Origin of the sequence: Bordetella pseudohinzii (genome assembly GCF_000657795.2) — a bacterium.
Lineage (GTDB): Bacteria > Pseudomonadota > Gammaproteobacteria > Burkholderiales > Burkholderiaceae_B > Bordetella > Bordetella pseudohinzii.
In genome coordinates this window covers 291,804-309,906 of the sequence record NZ_JHEP02000004.1, presented here as the reverse complement: position 1 = coordinate 309,906, position 18,103 = coordinate 291,804, and the positions used below count along the sequence as shown (strand labels likewise).

At 68.0% G+C, this 18,103-nt stretch carries 19 protein-coding genes; 7 read left to right on the top strand and 12 right to left on the bottom strand.

The window, feature by feature from the left end; translation table 11 throughout:
- Positions 1 to 6: 6 nt before the first annotated feature.
- Positions 7 to 369: a hypothetical protein gene (locus tag L540_RS08000; protein ID WP_043206894.1), complete on the bottom strand. Its 363-nt coding sequence runs from the start codon at positions 367 to 369 to the stop codon at positions 7 to 9.
- 70 nt (positions 370 to 439) lie between these two features.
- Complete coding sequence (locus tag L540_RS07995) at positions 440 to 1,333, bottom strand: LysR family transcriptional regulator (protein WP_043206896.1); 894 nt, start codon at positions 1,331 to 1,333, stop codon at positions 440 to 442.
- A gap of 98 nt (positions 1,334 to 1,431) precedes the next feature.
- On the opposite strand from L540_RS07995, the gene L540_RS07990 reads away from it, so the two are divergent.
- Positions 1,432 to 2,415 (top strand): TerC family protein, encoded by a 984-nt coding sequence (locus L540_RS07990; protein WP_043207356.1) that lies wholly within the window; start codon positions 1,432 to 1,434, stop codon positions 2,413 to 2,415.
- A 56-nt stretch (positions 2,416 to 2,471) separates the two neighbouring features.
- Here L540_RS07990 and L540_RS07985 read toward each other — a convergent pair whose 3' ends face one another.
- From L540_RS07985 to gpmA, 7 genes are all read right to left on the bottom strand, one after another.
- A complete protein-coding gene (locus L540_RS07985) occupies positions 2,472 to 3,902 on the bottom strand; it encodes an aldehyde dehydrogenase family protein (protein WP_043206897.1) in 1,431 nt (476 codons plus the stop codon).
- Between the two features lie 100 nt (positions 3,903 to 4,002).
- The gene (locus L540_RS07980; RefSeq protein ID WP_043206899.1) at positions 4,003 to 5,415 is read right to left on the bottom strand and encodes an FAD-binding oxidoreductase; all 1,413 of its coding nucleotides are present in this window, start codon (positions 5,413 to 5,415) and stop codon (positions 4,003 to 4,005) included.
- 4 nt (positions 5,416 to 5,419) lie between these two features.
- Positions 5,420 to 6,118, bottom strand: coding sequence for a FadR/GntR family transcriptional regulator (locus L540_RS07975; protein WP_043206901.1), 699 nt, complete (start codon positions 6,116 to 6,118; stop codon positions 5,420 to 5,422).
- 73 nt (positions 6,119 to 6,191) lie between these two features.
- The gene (locus tag L540_RS07970; RefSeq protein WP_043206903.1) at positions 6,192 to 6,941 is read right to left on the bottom strand and encodes a HesA/MoeB/ThiF family protein; all 750 of its coding nucleotides are present in this window, start codon (positions 6,939 to 6,941) and stop codon (positions 6,192 to 6,194) included.
- Complete coding sequence (locus L540_RS07965) at positions 6,938 to 8,389, bottom strand: S41 family peptidase (protein WP_043206905.1); 1,452 nt, start codon at positions 8,387 to 8,389, stop codon at positions 6,938 to 6,940. Before L540_RS07965 ends, L540_RS07970 begins: the two co-directional genes overlap by 4 nt.
- Before the next feature lie 27 nt (positions 8,390 to 8,416).
- Positions 8,417 to 9,961: a murein hydrolase activator EnvC family protein gene (locus tag L540_RS07960; protein WP_043206907.1), complete on the bottom strand. Its 1,545-nt coding sequence runs from the start codon at positions 9,959 to 9,961 to the stop codon at positions 8,417 to 8,419.
- A 4-nt stretch (positions 9,962 to 9,965) separates the two neighbouring features.
- Complete coding sequence (gene gpmA, locus L540_RS07955; protein ID WP_043206908.1) at positions 9,966 to 10,718, bottom strand: 2,3-diphosphoglycerate-dependent phosphoglycerate mutase; 753 nt, start codon at positions 10,716 to 10,718, stop codon at positions 9,966 to 9,968.
- A 192-nt stretch (positions 10,719 to 10,910) separates the two neighbouring features.
- On the opposite strand from gpmA, the gene L540_RS07950 reads away from it, so the two are divergent.
- From L540_RS07950 to L540_RS07930, 5 genes are all read left to right on the top strand, one after another.
- Positions 10,911 to 11,333, top strand: a complete 423-nt coding sequence (locus L540_RS07950) for a rhodanese-like domain-containing protein (protein ID WP_043206910.1) — start codon at positions 10,911 to 10,913, stop codon at positions 11,331 to 11,333.
- 57 nt (positions 11,334 to 11,390) lie between these two features.
- Positions 11,391 to 11,648, top strand: coding sequence for a glutaredoxin 3 (gene grxC, locus L540_RS07945; RefSeq protein ID WP_029577923.1), 258 nt, complete (start codon positions 11,391 to 11,393; stop codon positions 11,646 to 11,648).
- 55 nt (positions 11,649 to 11,703) lie between these two features.
- Positions 11,704 to 12,228, top strand: coding sequence for a protein-export chaperone SecB (gene secB / locus L540_RS07940; RefSeq protein WP_043206912.1), 525 nt, complete (start codon positions 11,704 to 11,706; stop codon positions 12,226 to 12,228).
- A gap of 12 nt (positions 12,229 to 12,240) precedes the next feature.
- On the top strand, positions 12,241 to 13,311 hold the full coding sequence (locus L540_RS07935; RefSeq protein ID WP_043206914.1) for an NAD(P)H-dependent glycerol-3-phosphate dehydrogenase: 1,071 nt from the start codon (positions 12,241 to 12,243) through the stop codon (positions 13,309 to 13,311).
- Positions 13,312 to 13,377: 66 nt separating this feature from the next.
- Entirely contained in the window at positions 13,378 to 14,367 is a 990-nt protein-coding gene (locus L540_RS07930) for a Bug family tripartite tricarboxylate transporter substrate binding protein (protein ID WP_043206918.1), read from the top strand.
- Positions 14,368 to 14,399: 32 nt separating this feature from the next.
- Here the strand turns inward: L540_RS07930 and L540_RS07925 are convergent, their stop codons facing one another.
- Positions 14,400 to 14,870, bottom strand: coding sequence for a tRNA (cytidine(34)-2'-O)-methyltransferase (locus L540_RS07925; RefSeq protein WP_043206920.1), 471 nt, complete (start codon positions 14,868 to 14,870; stop codon positions 14,400 to 14,402).
- Positions 14,871 to 14,898: 28 nt separating this feature from the next.
- The gene (locus L540_RS07920; protein ID WP_414734119.1) at positions 14,899 to 15,648 is read right to left on the bottom strand and encodes a ComF family protein; all 750 of its coding nucleotides are present in this window, start codon (positions 15,646 to 15,648) and stop codon (positions 14,899 to 14,901) included.
- A gap of 73 nt (positions 15,649 to 15,721) precedes the next feature.
- Here L540_RS07920 and L540_RS07915 point away from each other — a divergent pair, with 73 nt between their 5' ends.
- The gene (locus L540_RS07915) at positions 15,722 to 16,648 is read left to right on the top strand and encodes a methyltransferase domain-containing protein (protein WP_043206922.1); all 927 of its coding nucleotides are present in this window, start codon (positions 15,722 to 15,724) and stop codon (positions 16,646 to 16,648) included.
- A gap of 4 nt (positions 16,649 to 16,652) precedes the next feature.
- On the opposite strand, the gene L540_RS07910 is transcribed toward L540_RS07915, so the two are convergent.
- Positions 16,653 to 17,885, bottom strand: a complete 1,233-nt coding sequence (locus tag L540_RS07910; RefSeq protein ID WP_043206925.1) for a YbdK family carboxylate-amine ligase — start codon at positions 17,883 to 17,885, stop codon at positions 16,653 to 16,655.
- Positions 17,886 to 18,103: the final 218 nt, after the last annotated feature.

Sequence of the window (18,103 nt, the reverse complement as noted above, 5' to 3'; positions counted from 1 at the left end):
GCCCCTTCACGGGGCGGCTTTTTTTCTGGACGCCAGCCAATGCAGGCAGGCCGCCACGGCCAGCAGGCCCAAGATGATGCAGCCCCAGAAGACCCAGGCCACGAGGGCGATCACCGCCGACAGGCCGCCGGCCATGGGCAGCACGGCGTTGGCCGCCTGGGCCAGTTCCAGCAGCATTTGCTGCAGCATGGGCATCCAGGGGCCGTCCATCCAGGGCCCGGCCCAGTCGGGCGCCTGGGCGGCGGCGCCGGGCAGGCTCGCCTGGGCGACCGCGCCCAGCATCCAGTCGCTCAGGCGCAGCAATAGCCAGATGGCGAGGGTCCAAAGGCCGGCCAGCACGGCAAAGGACAGCCAGATGAGTTTCTTCATGACAGCTCCGGAAAAACGCCAGCATAGGGGCGTCGAGACCCCTGAAAAACCAGACCTCACAGGATGATAACTACGAAAAAACCGAAGTCCGGGCTTGTGCAAGTATGCGCTGCACCAGCGGATGCTGCTGCCCGCGCCGGGTGCGGATGGCATGGATTTCCTCGTGGACATCCTCGCAGCGGCCCAAGGGGCGCAGGCCATTGAGCAAGCGCACGTCCTCCCCGCCCATGCGGCTCAAGGGGAAGACGCCCAGCCCACGCGCGGCGAAGACGGCCATGAGGGCGCTGTCTTCGAATTCCGCCACGATCTGCGGCACGATGCCCTGCTCCTCGAACCAGCGGTCCAGGGTCTGGCGCAACACGGAATGCCCGGTGGGCAGCAGGACCGGCAAACGCGCCAGCGCGCGCGGAAAGGCCGCGACATCGGCGCGACGCACCCAGCGCGCCGGCCCATACCAATCCACCGGCGAGGAGACCAGGCGTTCGCTGGTCAGGCGCAGATTGGGATTGGGCGGCGCGCCCTGGCCCGTGAGCACCAGGTCGAGGTGATGGCGGGTGAGCTCGCCCAGCAGCTCATCGACCTCGCCGTCATGACAGGTCAGGCGCAGGTCGGGCGTGTCCAGGATGGGGCCCAGCAGGGCATGGACGGCCAGCTTGGAAATGCCGTCGGACAAGCCTATGGCCAGGCGCATCATGGGCCGGGTGGCGGCCGCGCGCACATCGTCGGCCAGCTGCTGGCCAATCTGGAAGATCTCCTCGGCGCGGGCGAACGCCGCCTCGCCCGCCTCGGTCAGGGCCACGCCGCGCCCGGCCGGCTTGAGCAACTGATGCCCCAGGCTGCGCTCAAGCTCGCGCACCTGGGCGCTGATGGTCTGGATGGCCATGTCCAGGCGCTCGGCGGCGCGCGCGAAGCCTCCTTCCTTGGCCACGGCCCAGAAATAGTAGAGATGGCGGTAGTTGAGCATGGGATTTCACTTCGATTTTTTCGAACCATAACTCAATTTCAGGCTGATTTATACGCAGACCCCAAGTCCGGAAGATGGCAGGCTTCCAAGACGAAGCCATGGATGCCTTGATGACTTTCTTTCTAAACGATTTCCTGGGCACGCCGGTCTGGAGCTGGCTGCTGTTTCTGGGCGTGGTCGTGGCCCTGCTGGCCTTCGACCTGGGCGTGCTGCACAAAGAAGAACGCGAGATCGGCGTGCGCGAGAGCCTGCTGCTGTCGGCCGGCTATATCGCCGCGGCGCTGGCTTTTGGCGGCTGGATCTGGTGGCAGATGGGCGCCGAGAGCAGCATGGCCTATTACACGGGCTTTCTGATCGAGAAATCGCTGTCCATGGACAACGTCTTCGTGATCGCGCTGATCTTTACCTACTTCGCCATCCCGCGCCGCTACCAGCACCGCGTGCTGTTCTGGGGCATTCTCGGCGTCATCATCCTGCGCGCCATCATGATCGGCCTGGGCACGGCGCTGGTGAGCCAATTCGGCTGGGTGATGTATCTGTTCGGCGCCTTCCTGGTCTATACCGGCATCAAGATGTGGCGCATGGTGGATGAAGCGCCCGACATCGAGAACAACGCCATCCTCAAGTTCCTCAAGCGCCGCATGCGCGTGACCGACGGCCTGCGCGGCAGCGCCTTCACGGTGGTGGAAACCGACCCGGCGACCCAGCGCAAGACGCGCTTTGCCACGCCGCTGCTGCTGGCCCTGGTGTTGATCGAGTTCGTGGACCTGCTGTTCGCGGTGGATTCGGTGCCGGCGATCTTCGCCATCACGACCGACCCCTTCATCGTCTACACCAGCAATATCTTCGCCATCCTGGGCCTGCGCGCGCTGTACTTCGCGCTCTCGGCCCTGATACACCGCTTCCATTACCTGAAGTACGCCCTGGCGCTGGTGCTGGTGTTCATCGGCGGCAAGATCTTCCTGCACGGCCTGGTGGGCAAGGTGCCCGCCACCCTGTCGCTGTCGGTGACTTTCGGCCTGATCGCCGCCGGCATCCTGTACTCGCTGTGGAAGACCCGCGGCGAACCGCAAGCCGGCTAGGGGCCCCATGAAAAAAGGCCGCCTCGAAAGAGGCGGCCTTTGTCGCGCGCGGGCGCTCAGGCCTGCGTGTAGGCGGTCTTGACCGTGGTGTAGAACTCGGCGGCATAACGGCCCTGCTCGCGCGGGCCATAGCTCGACGCCTTGCGGCCGCCAAAGGGCACGTGGTAGTCCACGCCGGCCGTCGCGCAATTGACCATGACCATGCCGGACTGGGCTTCGCGCTTGAACTGCGCGGCGTATTTGAGCGAAGTGGTGCAGATGCCCGCCGACAGGCCGAACTCGGTGTCGTTGGCCACGGCCAGGGCCTCCTCGAAGCTGTCGACCGGAATGACGGCGGCGACAGGCCCGAAGATCTCTTCGCGGCAGATGCGCATCGCGTTGCTGCAATCGGTGAACAGCGCCGGCGTGAGGAAGAAGCCTTCGGTGGCGCGTTTGACACGTTCGCCGCCCGCGGCCAGGCGCGCGCCTTCATCGCGGCCGATGGCGATGTAGTTCAGGTCCTGGTCGAGCTGGCTTTGGTCGACCACCGGGCCGATGTCGGTGCCGGGCAGGAGCGCATCATCGATCTTCAGGCCTTCGAGGCGGGCCTTCACGGCTTCGACAAAGCGCGGGTAGATGCCTTTTTGCACGATGAGGCGGCTGGACGCCGTGCAGCGCTGGCCGGTGGAGAAGAAAGCGCCGTTGACGGCGGCCTCGACGGCCACCTTGAGGTCCGCGTCGTCCAGCACGACCATGGGATTCTTGCCGCCCATTTCGAGCTGCACCTTGGCCATGCGCGGCATGGCGGCCTCCAGCACGCGGCGGCCGGTGGACACCGAGCCGGTGAAGCTGATGGCATTGACGCGGGCATCGCTCAGGATGGCCTGGCCCACGACGGTGCCGCGGCCCATCACCAGGTTGAAGGCGCCGGCGGGCAGCCCGGCGCGGCTGAGGATCTCGGCCAGGGCCCAGGCACTGCCCGGCACCAGATCGGCCGGCTTGAACACCACGGTGTTGCCATAGGCCAGGGCCGGCGCGATCTTCCAGGCCGGAATGGCGATGGGGAAGTTCCAGGGAGCGATGATGCCCACCACGCCCACGGGTTCGCGGGTGATCTCGGCATCGATGCCCGGGCGGCCCATGGGCAGCTTCTCGCCCGGAATGCGCATGGCTTCGCCGGCGAAGAACTTGAAGATATTGCCCGCGCGCACCACCTCGCCGATGGCTTCGGGCAGGGTCTTGCCCTCTTCGCGGGCCAGCAGGCGGCCCAGCTCTTCGCGGCGCGCCAGGATCTCGCTGCCGGCGGCGTCAAGCACATCGGCGCGGCGCTGGCCGGTGGCATGCGCCCATTCGCGCGATGCGGCGACGGCGGCGTCGATGGCCTGGCGCGTCTGCGCGGCATCGGCCTGCGCATAGTGGCCGATGACATCGGCCAGATTGGACGGATTGATATTCGGCCGGGCGTCGGTGCCTTCCACCCAGGCGCCGCCGATGTAATTCGCATGCATGTCTTCTCTACCTTTGGAATGAGGCGGGCCCTGGCCCGCTGGATTTATTATTGCCGCCACGCAAGGCATGGCCCCCGAAAGGCCCGCCTTGCCGTGGGGATTACAGCAGTTTGCCGGGATTCATGATCCCGGCCGGATCCACCAGACGCTTGATGCCCGCCATCAGGCGCAGCTCCAGTGGATCCTTGGTATGCAGGAAATGCTCGCGCTTGAGCTGCCCGATGCCATGCTCGGCGCTGATGCTGCCGCCATAACGATGGACCTCGTCGAGCACGGCGTCGGTCACGCGCGCGCCGTCGCGGGCCGCCCATTCGCGCGGGGCGCCTTCCGGGCGTGACAGGTTGTAGTGTAGATTGCCGTCGCCGAAATGCCCGAAGATATAAAAACGGATGCCGGGATCAAGCTCCCGCACCCTTTGCTGGGCGCTTTCCATGAATGCGGGGATTGTCTCGATGGGCAGCGAAACATCGTGCTTCAGATGCGGGCCGTCGGCGCGCTGCGCCTCGGAGATTTCCTCGCGCAGCTTCCACAAGGCCTGCAGCTGCGCCAACGAGGCCGATACCGCGGCATCCAGGCACAGGCCGTCTTCCAGCGCCTGGCCGATCACCTTTTCGAGCAGGGCCGTCAAGGCGGCTTCGTCCTCTGTGTCGGCCAGCTCCATCAGCACATAGCCCGGGTAGCGCTGGGCAAAAGGCTCCTGCACGCCTTCGGCGTGCCGCAGCACCAGGTCCAGGCAATCTCCGGTGAAGAATTCATACGCTTGCAGCCGCGCGCCGCAGGCCTGGAACAACCGCTCGTAGAGCGACAGCGCCTGCGCGGGCGATTCCACCGCGGCCAGGACGACCGTGCGCACATCGGTGCGCGGAAACAGCCGCAGCGCCACGGCGGTGATCACGCCCAGCGTGCCTTCCGAACCGATCAGCAGCTGCTTGAGGTCATAGCCGGTGTTGTCCTTGCGCAGCGTGCGCAGGCCGTGGAAGATTTCGCCGGTGGGCAGCACCGCCTCCAGGCCCAGGACCAGTTCGCGCGTCATGCCGTAGCGCACGACGTTGACGCCGCCGGCATTGGTGGCCACATTGCCGCCGATCTGGCTGGAGTCTTCGGCCGCCAGGCTCAGGGGCAGGAGCCGTCCGGCCTCCTGGGCGGCGCGCCGCAGATTGCCGAGGATGCAGCCGGCCTCGGCCACCAGGGTATTGGCGATGGTGTCGATGGAACGGATGGCGTTCATGCGGTCCAGGCTCAGGACCACGTTGGCCGGCGAGGCGTCCGGCGTGGCCGCGCCGCACAGGCCGGTATTGCCGCCGCGCGGCACCACCGGCACGCCTTCGGCCTGGCACAAGGCCAGGGCGCGCGAGACCTCTTCGGTTGTGCGCGGCCGCAGCACGGCCTGGGCCTGGCCCTTGTACATGCCGCGCCAATCGGCAAGCCAGGGAGCAATATCATCGGGCCGCGTGAACACCACATCGGGGCCCAGGGCGGCGGTCAAGCGTTCGGCAAAAGTGTTCTGGCTCATGGCTTCAAGCGGTAAGAGAGAGATCGAGTTGCAGCCGGCCGGCGGCATTGCGCAGGTGGCGCAATGCCGCGTCGCGGGCCGCGCCGGCATCGCCCGCCAGTATGGCTTCGAAGACGGCGATGTGTTCGCCATGCACGGCGCGGGCCAGGCCTTGCTGGCGGGCGGTATTGGCGCGCGCGGCGGTGACCGCCTGGCGCAATTGCAGATTGAGGTATTGCAGCAGGCGGCGATAGTGGTCGTTGTGCGTGGCGCTGGCGATCGCCAGGTGAAAGGCGACGTCATGCTCGCTGCCCTGCACCGGGTCTTCGAGATGGCGCTCAAGCGCCGACAACGCGGCCTGCATGGCCTGGAGATCGGCCGCATCGCGGCGCCGGGCCGCCAGCGCCGCCGCGCCCGCCTCCAGGTCCATGCGCAGTTCGTAGACCGCGCCCAGGGCCGCGCGATCCAGACCGACGTCCAGCGGCACCTGAAAACCCTGCGCGCCCGTGCGAGCAATCACCGTGCATCCCGATCCCTGGCGCGTGCGCACCAGGCCCTGGGCGCGCAGGCGCTCGGTCGCCTCGCGTATCACGGCCGCGCTCACGCCGTAGCGCTCGGCCAGCGCCCGGCCCGAAGGCAGTTTGTCGCCTACCGCATATCGGCCGCGGCCGATCTCGTCGGCCAATTGGAGGGAGACCTGCTCGGTCAGTGTCCTGGTCTGCATGGGCGGATTATAGCCCTAAAGATTTCAGGTTATCTGATAACTTTTGGCGGTCTGGCCTGGGCGGGCGATCGGCTCAGCGCTGGCGGCAGACGGGACAGTCGGGGTCGCGGGGCACGTTGACGCTATGCCATCGCATGCTGCGCACGTCCAGCTGCAGCAGGCGGCCGGCCAGGGTCTCGCCCAGGCCCGCGGCCAGCTTCAGCGCCTCGGCGGCCTGCGTGGCGCCGATGATGCCCACCAGCGGGGCCAGCACGCCCGTGGTGGCGCAGTTGATGTCTTCGGCTTCGTCGGATTCGGGAAAAAGGCAGTGATAACAGGGCGCGTCGTCGCGCCGCAGGTCATAGGTGCTGACCTGGCCGTCATAGCGGATGGCCGCCCCCGAGACCAGGGGCTTGCGATGCCGCACGCAAGCCCGGTTGATGGCATGGCGGGTGGCGAAGTTGTCGCAGCAATCCAGGACGATATCGGCGGCCGCCACGGCCTGGGCCATGGCCTCGCCCTGCAGGCGCTCCACCCTGGCCTGGACCTCGATCTCGGGATTGAAGGCCGCCAGCATGTCGCGCCCGGACTCGGCCTTGGGCCGGCCCAGGCTGGCGGTGGTGTGCAGGATCTGGCGCTGCAGATTGGACAGCTCGACGATGTCGTCGTCCACGAGCGTGATGTGGCCGATGCCGGCCGTGGCCAGGTAAAGCGCCGCGGGCGAGCCCAGCCCGCCCGCGCCGATGATCAGGACTTTTGCCGCCAGGAAGCGTTCCTGCCCTTCGATGCCAAGATCGTCGAGCAGGATGTGCCGGGCATAGCGCAGCAGCTGCTGATCGTTCATTTCTTGCCGGCGGGTTCGACTCCGGACGGCGTGATGGTCATGCGCTGGGTCGTCCCCGAAACATTGGGCTTGATATCGGCCTTGGCCTGGGCCCGGGCCGATCCCTTCTGGACCGGCTTGCCCTGCAGCAGGTTGATGGCCTGCAGCAGTTGGAAGTCGTCCTTGCCGCCGAACTCGAACACCTTGCCCGCGGGCGTGTCGGGGTTCTCGCCGGGATCGGACTTCACTTCGGAGTTGGGGCTTTGCTGGTTGGACAGATGGCGCTGCAGGTCCGCCTCGCGCGGCAGGCGGAACAGATCGCCATCGGCCGTGTCGGCCACGACGTAGTCGGGCTCGATGCCGGTGGCCTGGATGGAACGGCCGCTGGGCGTGAAGTAGCGCGAGGTGGTGAGCTTGACCGCCGTGGTTTCGGACAGCGGCAGGATGACCTGGACCGAGCCCTTGCCGAAGGTGCGATTGCCCAGCACCTTGGCGCGCTTGTGATCCTGCAGCGCGCCGGCCACGATCTCGGAGGCCGAGGCCGAACCGACATTGACCAGCACCACCATGGGCACGGTCTTGGTCCAGCCCGGCAGGCCGCTCAGGTAATTGCCTTCGCCGCGCGCGAATTCCGACGGCGTGGCCAGATACTTGTGGCGCGAATCCGGCGTGCGGCCATCGGTGGAGACGACCAGCTCGTCGGGCGGCAGGAAGGCGCCCGCCACGCCGATGGCGCTGGTCAGCAGGCCGCCCGGGTCGTTGCGCAGATCGAGCACCAGGCCCTTGGGCGCGCCCTTGGCGCCGAGTTCGTTCAGGTGGCGGGCCAGGTCCGGACCGGTTTTTTCCTGGAATTGCGCGATGCGCACATAGGCCACGCCGTCGTCGAGCATCTTGCTGCGCACGCTGCGCACCTTGATGATGTCGCGCACGATCTTGACCACGATGGGCTGCGGGCGGTCCGCGCGCATGATGGTCAGCGTGATCGGCGACTTGGGCTTGCCGCGCATCAGCTTGACGGCGTCATTGAGCGACATGCCCTTGGTCGGGGTGTCGTCGATCTTGATGATGAGGTCGCCGGCCATGATGCCGGCGCGCGCGGCCGGCGTGTCTTCGATGGGGGAGATCACCTTGACGAAGCCGTCTTCGGCGCCGACCTCGATGCCCAGGCCGCCGAATTCGCCCTGCGTGGCCGTCTGCATCTCGCGGAAGGCGTCGGCATCGAGATAGGCCGAATGCGGGTCAAGGTTGGACACCATGCCCGAGATCGCATTGCTGATCAGGGTCTTGTCGTCGACCTGCTCAACGTAGTTGTTCTTGATCGCGGCAAAGACATTGGTCAGCTGGCGCAATTCGTCCAGTGGCAAGGGGCTGCCCCGCTGTGCGACCGCGGTGACGCCCACGCTCAGCAGTATGCCTGCCACGATGCCCGTGGCGACCAGACCGAAACCGCGAAACTTGCGAGTGCTCATGCACACATCCTGATTTTGATGCCCGATTTATTGGGCCAGCCACTGAGCTGGATCCACCGGGGCGCCACTGTGGCGAATTTCAAAGTATAGGCCCGATTCCACCTGACCGCCGGTAGCCCCCACTGTAGCAATAGTATCTCCCGTTGCCACGCGGTCGCCCACCCGTTTGAGCAGACTCTGGTTGTAAGCGTAGACCGTCAGGTATTGCTGGCCATGATCCACGATGATCAGATTGCCGAAACCGCGCAGCCATTCCGCGTAGACCACGGTGCCGGGCGCCACGGACTTGACCGCCGTGCCCTCCGGGGCGCGCAGAACGATACCGCGCCAGACGCCGCCATCGGGGCGGCTTACGCCGAATCGGCCTTGTACCTGCCCGCGCACCGGCGGCGGCAGGCCGCGGCGCAGGCCGCTGCCGCCGCCCACCAGGGGCCGCGCGTCTTCGCGCGCGGCGGGCCGGGCGGGCGCTTCGGGTTCGGGCTTTGCTGTTTGGACCGGCTTGGCCGCGGCAGGTTCACGCGGCTCGACCAAGCGCGGATGGGTGGTATCGGCCGGTTTGAGGCCGGCGCCTTCGGGGTCGGCCACCACGGAGGGGCCGCGCCCGCGCTCGACCGCCGCCTCGGCCTGTTGGCGCACGCGTGCGGCCTCGTCGGCCTCGCGCCGGGCCTCCTGGGCCTTGCGGGCGGCCTCGGCCCGGCGGGTTTCTTCGGCCTTGCGGGCCAGTTCCGCCTTGCGCGCCTCCTCGGCCCGGCGGGCCTCTTCGGCCTTGCGGGCTTCTTCGGCCTTGCGCCGGGCTTCCTCGGCGGCGCGGCGGCGGGCTTCTTCTTCGGCCTGCCGGGTGATGGCCACGCCCAGGTCGTCGATCAGACGGGACAGACGCTGGTCGTCACGGCCCAGGCGGGTCGCCTCGGCGCGCTGCGCTTCTATCTGCCCCTCTAATTTTGCCAGCAGGGTGGCGCGCTCTTTCTGCTGCGCCACCAGATCCTGCTTCTCGTTGGCGGTCTCGGCCGTCAGGCGCTGGAGGTCCTCGCGCCGGGCGTCGGCGCGCTTTTGCAGGGCGGTCAGGCGGTCGATGTCCTGCCGCACTTCGGTCACCGCCTGGGCGCGGGCCCGGGAGACATATTCCAGATAGCCCAGATTGCGGCCAAGCTCCTGGGGATCGCCGCCCGAGAGCAGCTCGGTCCAGGGCGACAAGCCGCTCGTATATTGGGCCTTGAGCTGGCCGGCCAGCTGGGTGCGCCGCTGCTGCAAGACCTCGGTCTGGTGGGCGATCTGCTTTTCGAGCGAGGCCAGGTCGCCCTCGGCCAGCCGGCTGCTGTCCGCCAGTTCACGCAGCCGCCGGTTGATCGAGGAAATCGCGGACTCGGAGGCCTTGAGCGCGTCGGCCGCTTCCTTGCGGGCGGCCTCGCGCTCATCGATCAATTTTTGCAAGGAATCGATGCGGTTGCGCAGCGCCGCCTGTTGGCGTTCGGCCTCCGACTGGCGGTTGGCCAGATCGCCTGGCGCCGCCTGCGCCGCCAGCGGCACCCACGCCGCGACGGCCAAACCCAGCAAACCCGCTGCGAACCGCATGCAATCAGTCCTTCTTTGCCTTACCTTGCGCGGCCACGGCGGCCATCGCCGCTTCGATTTCGGCCGCATCGCCCAGATAGTAATGGCGAATCGGGCGCAGGTTCTCGTCCAGTTCGTAGACCAGGGGCTGGCCGGTGGGAATATTCACGCCGACGATGTCGTCATCCGAAATATTGTCCAGGTGCTTGATCAGGGCGCGCAGGCTGTTGCCGTGGGCGGCGATCAGGACGCGGCGGCCCGACCGGATGGCCGGCGCGATGGACTCGTTCCAGAAGGGCAGCACGCGGGCCACGGTGTCCTGCAGGCACTCCGTGGCGGGCAGCTGCTCGGCCGGGATCTTGGCGTAGCGGCTGTCAAAACGCGGATGGCGGGGATCGTCCAGGTCCAGGGGTTCGGGCGCGATCGCATAGGCGCGGCGCCAGATCAGCACCTGCTCGTCGCCGAACTTGGCGGCCGTCTCGGCCTTGTTCAGGCCCTGCAGCTGGCCGTAGTGGCGCTCGTTCAGGCGCCAGTTCACGCCGACCGGGGTATACATGGCGTCCATGGCGTCCAGGGCGATCCACAGGGTGCGGATGGCGCGCTTGAGCACCGAGGTGTAGGCGAGGTCGAACACATACCCTTCGCGCTTGAGCAGTTCGCCGGCCTTGCGGGCCTGTTCGCGGCCGGTTTCGGTCAGGTCGACGTCGGTCCAGCCGGTGAAGCGGTTTTCCAGATTCCACTGGCTTTCACCGTGGCGCATGAGGACGAGTTTGTACATGGTCAATGGCGCAAATCGCGCAGGTTGGAGGTGAACAATAGGCTCATTTTATAATTGACTGATTTTGCCCCAGGCTTAGCCCTCCCGGCGCGGTATGCTGCCGGGCCGTCGCCATCTGGCCCCAAAGCCGCCCGACCCGACGCCGCGCGTCGGAAATCCGGGCGTCCAGGGCGCCGCACTTCAGGATGTCTCGTGGATTTTCTGCAATTTTTGATCGACAAGAACAATATCTTCATCGTGGCCGTGGCGCTGGCCTCGGGAGCCATGCTCCTGGTGACCGGCCTGCGCAAGGGCCGCGGCGGCTCGGCCCTGGACACCACCTCGGCCATCCAGCTGGTGAACCAGCAAGGCGCCGTCTGGGTCGACGTGCGCGCGGCCGAGCAGTTCCAGGCCGGCCATATTGCCCAGGCACGCAGCGTGCCGGCCGACGAGCTCGAAAAGAAGGCGGCCGCGCTGCCCAAGAACAAGCCGCTCATCGTGGTCTGCGAGCAGGGCCGCAATGCGCCGCGCATCGCCCAGCGCCTCAAGGCCCTGGGCCTGACCGACGTCAAGACGCTGGAAGGCGGCATGCGCGCCTGGTACGCGGCCAATCTGCCTGTCACGCAAAAAGGCTAATACTGCAAGCCTCAGGCCCATTAATGGGTCCTATATTGCTTTCGATGGAGGGAAGCCATGCAAAAAGTTGTTATGTATAGCAAGGACTACTGTCCGTACTGCGCCCGGGCGGAAGCTTTGCTGCGTCAACGCGGGGTCACCGACATCGAAAAAATCCAGATCGATCGCGAACCCGCCCAGCGCGACGCCATGATCGAACGCACGGGCCGCCGCACGGTGCCGCAGATTTTCATCGGCGACACCCACGTAGGCGGCTGCGACGATCTCCAGGCGCTGGACCGCGCCGGTGGTCTGCTCCCCTTGTTAAACGGCTGACGGCAACCGCCAACGGCTTCTCTCAAGCCTTACAACCCTAAAACCGGAATCTCTCATGGCCGATCAGGACCAAAACACCCAGCAAGCCGGCTCCGATGCGCCCGCCTTCAATCTTCAGCGCGTCTACCTGAAAGACCTGTCGCTGGAAATGCCGAATGCGCCGCACATCTTCCTGGAACAGGAAGGCCCGGCCGTCGAAGTGACCATCAATGTCGGCGGCCAGCGCCTGGCCGACACGGTCTTCGAATCGACCGTCACCGTGACCGTCACCACCCGCGTCAACGACAAGGTCCTGTACCTGGTCGAAGCCACGCAGGCCGGCATCTTCGAACTGGCCAATATCCCGCCCGAGCAGATGGACCCCATCCTGGGCATTGTCTGCCCGACCATGCTCTACCCCTATCTGCGCGCCAACGTGGCCGATGTGATCACCCGCAGCTCGCTGCCGGCCCTGCACCTGACCGAGGTCAACTTCCAGGCCCTGTACGAGCAACGCCTGGCCGAAATGGCCCAGCAGCAAGACAAGCCCAACGGCGCGGAATCCGGCATCATCCTGCCGCCCGGCGCCACTCGCCAGTAAGTCCCTCCCGCCATGGCCCGCCCCCCTGCCCACGCGCTGCGCGTCGCCGTTCTCGGCGCGGGCAGCTGGGGCACGGCCCTGGCGGCGGCGGCCGCCCGCCGCCACCCCACCCTGTTGTGGGCGCGCGATCCGGCCCAGGCCCAGCGCCTGGAGGCCGAGCGCGAAAACACCCGATATCTGCCGGGCGTGGCCCTGCCGGCCGCGCTGCAATTCAGCGCCGACCTGGACCAGGCCCTGGCTTTCCTGGGCAGTGATCCCGACCACGCCCTCATCATCCTTGGCGTGCCCGTGGCCGGCATGAGCGCCATGATGGCCGAGCTGGCCCGGCGCCTGCCGGCGCTGGGCATGGCCGGCACGCCCATTGTCTGGACCTGCAAGGGTTTCGAAACCGATACCGCCCGGCTGCCGCACGAAATCGCCCGGCAGGCCGCCGCCGGCATGAGCGGGCTGGCCTGCGGCGTGCTGTCCGGACCCTCCTTCGCGCGCGAAGTCGCCCAGGGCCTGCCCGTGGCGCTCACGGTGGCCAGCGATGACGCGCGCGTCACCCGCAGGGCCACCGCCGCCCTGCATGGCGGCGCGGTGCGCGTCTACGCCAGCCAGGACGTGGCCGGCGTCGAGGTGGGCGGCGCCCTGAAGAATGTCATCGCCGTGGCCTGCGGGATTTCGGATGGCCTGGCGCTGGGCACCAATGCCCGCGCCGCCCTTATCACCCGCGGCCTGGCCGAGATGACGCGCTTTGGCGCGGCGCTGGGCGCGCGCGCCGACACCTTTGCCGGCCTGACGGGCCTGGGCGACCTGGTGCTGACCGCCACCGGAGACCTGTCGCGCAATCGCCGCGTGGGCCTGGAGATCGGCGCCGGCCGCAAGCTCGAGGACATCCTGGCCAGCGGCGTCACCGCCGAGGGCGTGCGCTGCGCCCGGGCCGCCCTGGCGCGGGCGCGCTCGCTGGGCGTCGAACTGCCCATCACCGAAGCCGTGTGCGCCGTGCTGTTCGAGGGCGTGGCGCCCATGACCGCCGTTTCCGCCCTGCTGGCGCGCGAGGCGCGCCAGGAAGGCCTCGGCCCCTCCGACCCCACCCGCTGAGGCCGAGCCCCCGCCTCCCCCACATTCACGCGCGTCTACAACAACAACCCCCGAGGAGAGTCTTCCATGTCTTTCGCACGCCTGTTCGGCCGCCTGCGCTGCGGCCTGGGTCTGGGCCTGGCCAGCGTTGTGCTGCCGCTGGCCGCGCACGCGGCCTGGCCCGAACGCCCCATCCACCTGGTGGTGCCCTTCCCGCCCGGCTCGTCGCCCGACCTGCTGGCCCGCACCATCGCCGAGCCGCTGTCGCAGGCCTTGCAGCAGTCCATCGTGGTGGATAACAAGCCTGGCGCGGGCGGCAACATCGGCACGCGCCTCGTGTCGCAGGCCAAGCCCGACGGCTACACCCTGCTCTACACGATCAATGGGCCGCTGGTGACCGCCCCCACGCTATACAAGCGCACCCTGGGCTATGACCCGCTCAAGGACCTGGCGCCCATCACCCTGGTGGCCACCAGCCCCAATGTGCTGACCGTGCCCGCCAAGCTGGGCGCCGACAATCTGCAGGATTTCGTGAAGCTGGCCAAGACGCGCGCCGGCACGCTGAACTACGGCTCGGTCGGCCCGGGCAGCTCGGCCCACCTGGCCATGGAGATGTTCAAACAGGAAGCCAAGATCGACCTGACGCAGATCCCCTATCCGGGCTTTCCGCAAGTGATCTCGGCCATCATCGGCGGCGACGTGCAGGCGGGCTTCATGGTGCCGGCCATCGCCATGCCGCAGGTCAAGGACGGCCGCGTGAAGGCGCTGGCCATCACCAGCCTGGAGCCCAGCGACGCCCTGCCCGGCATCCCGACCATGGCTTCGCAAGGCTATCCGGGTTTCGAGGCCATTTCCTGGAACGCCATCCTGGCGCCGGCCGGCACGCCCACGCCCATCATCGAGCGGCTCAATAGCGAGCTGGCCCGCATCATCGGCAGCGAGGCCGTGCGCAAGCAATTGCTGCTGCAGTACTTCACGCCGGCGCCGTCCACGCCCGAAGCGCTCACGCAGCGCATCCGCGACGAGAAAGCGCGCTGGGACCGCGTGATCGAAAGCCTGAACCTGTCGCTGGACTGAGCGAATGAACAAGGGGCCCTCGGGCCCCTTGTTCATTCGCCGCCCGCATAGCCTTGCTGGCGCCAGGCCTCGAACACCGTCACCGCCACGGCATTGGACAGGTTGAGGCTGCGCTGGCCGGGCCGCATGGGCAGGCGCAGGCGCTGCGCGGGCGCGAACAGCGCCACATGCTCGGGCGACAGGCCGGCGGTCTCCCTGCCGAAGACAAAGACATCGCCAGGCTGGTATTGCATGCCGGCGGCGCTGCGCGCGCCCTGCGTGGTCATGGCGAAGATGCGGCCGGCCGGCGCGCCCGTGGCCGCCAGGGCGGCAGGCAGATCATCATGGACCCGCATGGGCTGCCACTCGTGATAATCCAGGCCGGCGCGGCGCAGGCGCGCGTCATCCAGTTCGAAACCCAGCGGCCGCACCAGGTGCAGTTGCGCGCCGGTATTGGCGCAAAGCCGGATGGCGTTGCCGGTGTTGGGCGGGATTTCGGGGCAGACGAGGATGACGTGGAACATGATGAAGACAATGGGTGCCGGGCGGCATTCAGGGAGTATTGTGCCAGCCCGGCGCTGGCGTGCGGGCCGCGGCCAGGATGCCGATGCAGCGCGCCCCGGCGCGGCGCAGGGCCAGCGCGGCCGCATGCGCGGTCGCGCCCGTGGTGACCACGTCATCGACCAGCAGGACGTCGCGGCCCGCGAGCGCGGCGTCGGCGACGAACAGGCCGCGCAGACCGCGCCAGCGCGCCCGGCGCCCGCGCCCTCTTTGCGGGGCGCGCAAGCCCGCCCGGCGCAGGCCCTGGCGCCGCAGCGGCAGGCCCAGGCCTTGCGCCGCCACGCCGGCCAGCTCGGCCGCCGGGTTGAATCCCCGCCGCCGCAAGGCGGCCGGCGAAGCGGGCACGGGCACCAGCACCACGGCGCCGGCCCTGCCCCGGCGCCGCCAGGCTCCCGCCATCAACAGGCCCAGGGCCCGCGCCAGGCCCAGCCGGCCCTGCCGCTTATAGGCCTGGACGAGGCCATCGCCCGGGAATGCGTAATCGAAAGCCGCCACGCAGACGCCGAAACGGGGCCGCCGCCGCAGGCAAGACGCGCATAGCGGGCCGCCTGTCCGGGGCAGGAGCGCCGCGCAGGCCGGGCAACGCGCGGCCTGGCCGCGCATGGAGGCCGTGACATCGCGCGCGCAGCCATGGCAGAGCCGGCCATCCACGGCCCGGCCCCCGCACAGGGGGCAGTCGGTGATCCAACGCCATGACAGCCGGCAGGGCTTATACCAGGGGACGGATGGAGGATGGGCCATAATGTCGGCGGCGAACGCTGAGTCCGCCATCTCAACATACCGGCGCGCGCCTGCCGCCCGCCACTGCATGCTTATGTCCCAGCCATCGTCACTTCCCGACCTGCCCATCAACCCCCTGGACGTCAGCCGCCAGTTCGCCCGGCGCGGCGACCTGGCGCAGGCGCAGTTTCTCTATGGGGAGGTCGCCAGCCGCATGATGGGCAGGCTGGGCTATATCCGCCTGCAGCCGCAGGCCATGCTGGACGCCGGCTGCGGCGCGGGCGACAACCTGCCGCTGCTGCGCGAGCGCTATCCGCAGGCCGCCTACACGGGGCTGGATCACTGCGCGCCCCTGTTGGCGATCGCGCGCCAGCGCTTCCAGCCCGCGGGCCTGTCGGCCCTGGTGGGCAAGCTGACCGGCCGCGGCAAGCCGCCGATCCAGTTCGTGCAAGCCGATATCGCCGCCACCGGCCTGGCGCCCGAGTCGCTGGACCTGGTCTGGTCCAACCTGGCCCTGCACTGGCATCCGGCGCCGCACGCGGTGCTGGCGGAATGGCGGCGCGTCCTGCGCACGGGCGGCCTGGCCATGTTCTCCTGTCTGGGCCCGGCCACGCTGCGCGAGCTGCGCGGCGCCCTGGACGCGGCGGGGCTGGCCACCGCCACGCCGGCCTTTGTGGACATGCACGATTTTGGCGACCTGCTGGTCGAGAACGGCTTTGCCGACCCGGTCATGGACCAGGAAATCCTGACCCTGACCTATGCCACGCCCGAGAAGCTGCTGCAGGACGTCCGCGCCCTGGGCGGCAATCCGGCGCGCGGGCGCCGCGCCGGCCTGGCCGGCCGGGCCTGGCGCGACCGCCTGTGCGCCGCGCTGCAAGACCAGCGGGGCGCCGATGGCCGGATTTCATTGACGATCGAAGTGGCCTATGGGCACGCCTGGCGGGCCGCCGCGCACCGCGCCGCTCCGGGCGAGACCCGGCTGTCGGTCAGCGCGATCGGCGGCCGGCGCGCCGGCCGCTAAACGCTCAGTGCAGGCGATCCGGCCATAGCGCGGACGGGTCCGTGGACGCCAGCGCAGTGGCGACGGGCTCCGAGTTGGCGCGGACGCGGCGGCGCGCCGCCTCGGCCGGGCGGGGCAGCTCCGCCGGCTCGCCGCGAAAAACGCGGGTCATGGCCTCGACCATGGCGGGCAGTTCGCGGCTGCGATGGAACTGGCTGCGCAGCCAGCGGGCATCGTTGCCGCCGCGCAAGACTTCATCCCGCAGAGCCTGCAGCATATCGGTGGTGCCCAGTTCTTCGGCCACCGGCATCAGACGCTCGAACAGCTGCTTCAGGTGATCGGATAGCCGCAAGCGCTGCCCGTCGGGCGTGACGTAGCTGCCGTGCAGGCCGAAGCGGCAGGCCTGGAAATGATTGCTGCGATACGCCAGCCAGGCTTTGGCGGAAGGGGCGGGCTCGCGGCCGAGCAGCACCGCCAGCGCCTGGGCGAAAGCGCCCAGCTGGCAGGCGCGCTCGACCGTCAGCGGCGTGTCGCAGACCCGGATCTCGACCGTGCCGAACTCGGGCTTGGGACGGATATCCCAATACAGATCCTTGATGCTTTCGGCCAGACCGCTGTCGCGCAGCTCGGCCAAGTGAGCCTCGAAGCGATACCAGTCGCTCACCTCGGGCGGCATATGGCCGGCCAGCGGGAAGCTGTTGACCGCGTTGAGGCGGGCGCAGGAGAACAAGGTGTCCACGCCCTCGCGATAGGGCGAGGACGCCGACAGCGCGATGAAGTGCGGCACATAGGGCGACAAACCGTGGACCAGCCGGATGGCGGCATCGCCCGAAGGCACGCCCAGGTGGATATGCTGGCCGAAGACCGTGAACTGGCGCGCCAGGTAGCCGTACATCTCGGCCAGGTACTGAAAGCGCGGCGTGTCGGAGATGGCGCGCTCCTGCCAGCGCATGAAGGGGTGGGTGCCGCCGCCGGAGACCCCGACGCCCACGGCATCGGCCGCCTCGCACAGGGCATCGCGCATCTCGCGCATCTCGGCCAGCAGACCGGCCGGATGTTCATGGACGGAAGAATTGAGCTCGATCATCGAGCGGGTGATTTCGGGTTTGACGCGGTCGGCCACGGGGTGATTGGCCAACTGGGCGAGCAGCTCGTCGGAAGCCGCCGTCAGATCGAAGCTTGCCGGATCGATCAGTTGGAGTTCCAGTTCAATGCCCAAGGTGTTGGGGGACGAGGAAACGAACGGGATTTGTTCCATCTCCGACTCCTTGTGATTGCTGTTTGAGGGATGCGCCGTTTGACCTTGAAGCCCGGATGCTTCCCGGGGGGTGCGTGACGGCGTCTGGTGCTTGCATGATAGCCGCCACTTTGTGGCAAAAAGATTGAAATTCGTGACATTTATCAGACACATAGCAACATCACGCAAATCGCTCTCTGAGGTCGATGATAGCGAGCACTCACACACAAGGATTGGCG

Excerpts from the sequence above, each read along its gene's own strand:
- L540_RS08000 (WP_043206894.1), bottom strand. The coding sequence starts at position 369 with ATGAAGAAACTCATCTGGCTGTCCTTTGCCGTGCTGGCCGGCCTTTGG.
- L540_RS07995 (WP_043206896.1), bottom strand. The coding sequence starts at position 1,333 with ATGCTCAACTACCGCCATCTCTACTATTTCTGGGCCGTGGCCAAGGAA.
- L540_RS07990 (WP_043207356.1), top strand. The coding sequence starts at position 1,432 with ATGGATGCCTTGATGACTTTCTTTCTAAACGATTTCCTGGGCACGCCG.
- L540_RS07985 (WP_043206897.1), bottom strand. The coding sequence starts at position 3,902 with ATGCATGCGAATTACATCGGCGGCGCCTGGGTGGAAGGCACCGACGCC.
- L540_RS07980 (WP_043206899.1), bottom strand. The coding sequence starts at position 5,415 with ATGAGCCAGAACACTTTTGCCGAACGCTTGACCGCCGCCCTGGGCCCC.
- L540_RS07975 (WP_043206901.1), bottom strand. The coding sequence starts at position 6,118 with ATGCAGACCAGGACACTGACCGAGCAGGTCTCCCTCCAATTGGCCGAC.
- L540_RS07970 (WP_043206903.1), bottom strand. The coding sequence starts at position 6,941 with ATGAACGATCAGCAGCTGCTGCGCTATGCCCGGCACATCCTGCTCGAC.
- L540_RS07965 (WP_043206905.1), bottom strand. The coding sequence starts at position 8,389 with ATGAGCACTCGCAAGTTTCGCGGTTTCGGTCTGGTCGCCACGGGCATC.
- L540_RS07960 (WP_043206907.1), bottom strand. The coding sequence starts at position 9,961 with ATGCGGTTCGCAGCGGGTTTGCTGGGTTTGGCCGTCGCGGCGTGGGTG.
- gpmA (WP_043206908.1), bottom strand. The coding sequence starts at position 10,718 with ATGTACAAACTCGTCCTCATGCGCCACGGTGAAAGCCAGTGGAATCTG.
- grxC (WP_029577923.1), top strand. The coding sequence starts at position 11,391 with ATGCAAAAAGTTGTTATGTATAGCAAGGACTACTGTCCGTACTGCGCC.
- secB (WP_043206912.1), top strand. The coding sequence starts at position 11,704 with ATGGCCGATCAGGACCAAAACACCCAGCAAGCCGGCTCCGATGCGCCC.
- L540_RS07935 (WP_043206914.1), top strand. The coding sequence starts at position 12,241 with ATGGCCCGCCCCCCTGCCCACGCGCTGCGCGTCGCCGTTCTCGGCGCG.
- L540_RS07930 (WP_043206918.1), top strand. The coding sequence starts at position 13,378 with ATGTCTTTCGCACGCCTGTTCGGCCGCCTGCGCTGCGGCCTGGGTCTG.
- L540_RS07925 (WP_043206920.1), bottom strand. The coding sequence starts at position 14,870 with ATGTTCCACGTCATCCTCGTCTGCCCCGAAATCCCGCCCAACACCGGC.
- L540_RS07920 (WP_414734119.1), bottom strand. The coding sequence starts at position 15,648 with ATGGCCCATCCTCCATCCGTCCCCTGGTATAAGCCCTGCCGGCTGTCA.
- L540_RS07915 (WP_043206922.1), top strand. The coding sequence starts at position 15,722 with ATGTCCCAGCCATCGTCACTTCCCGACCTGCCCATCAACCCCCTGGAC.
- L540_RS07910 (WP_043206925.1), bottom strand. The coding sequence starts at position 17,885 with ATGGAACAAATCCCGTTCGTTTCCTCGTCCCCCAACACCTTGGGCATT.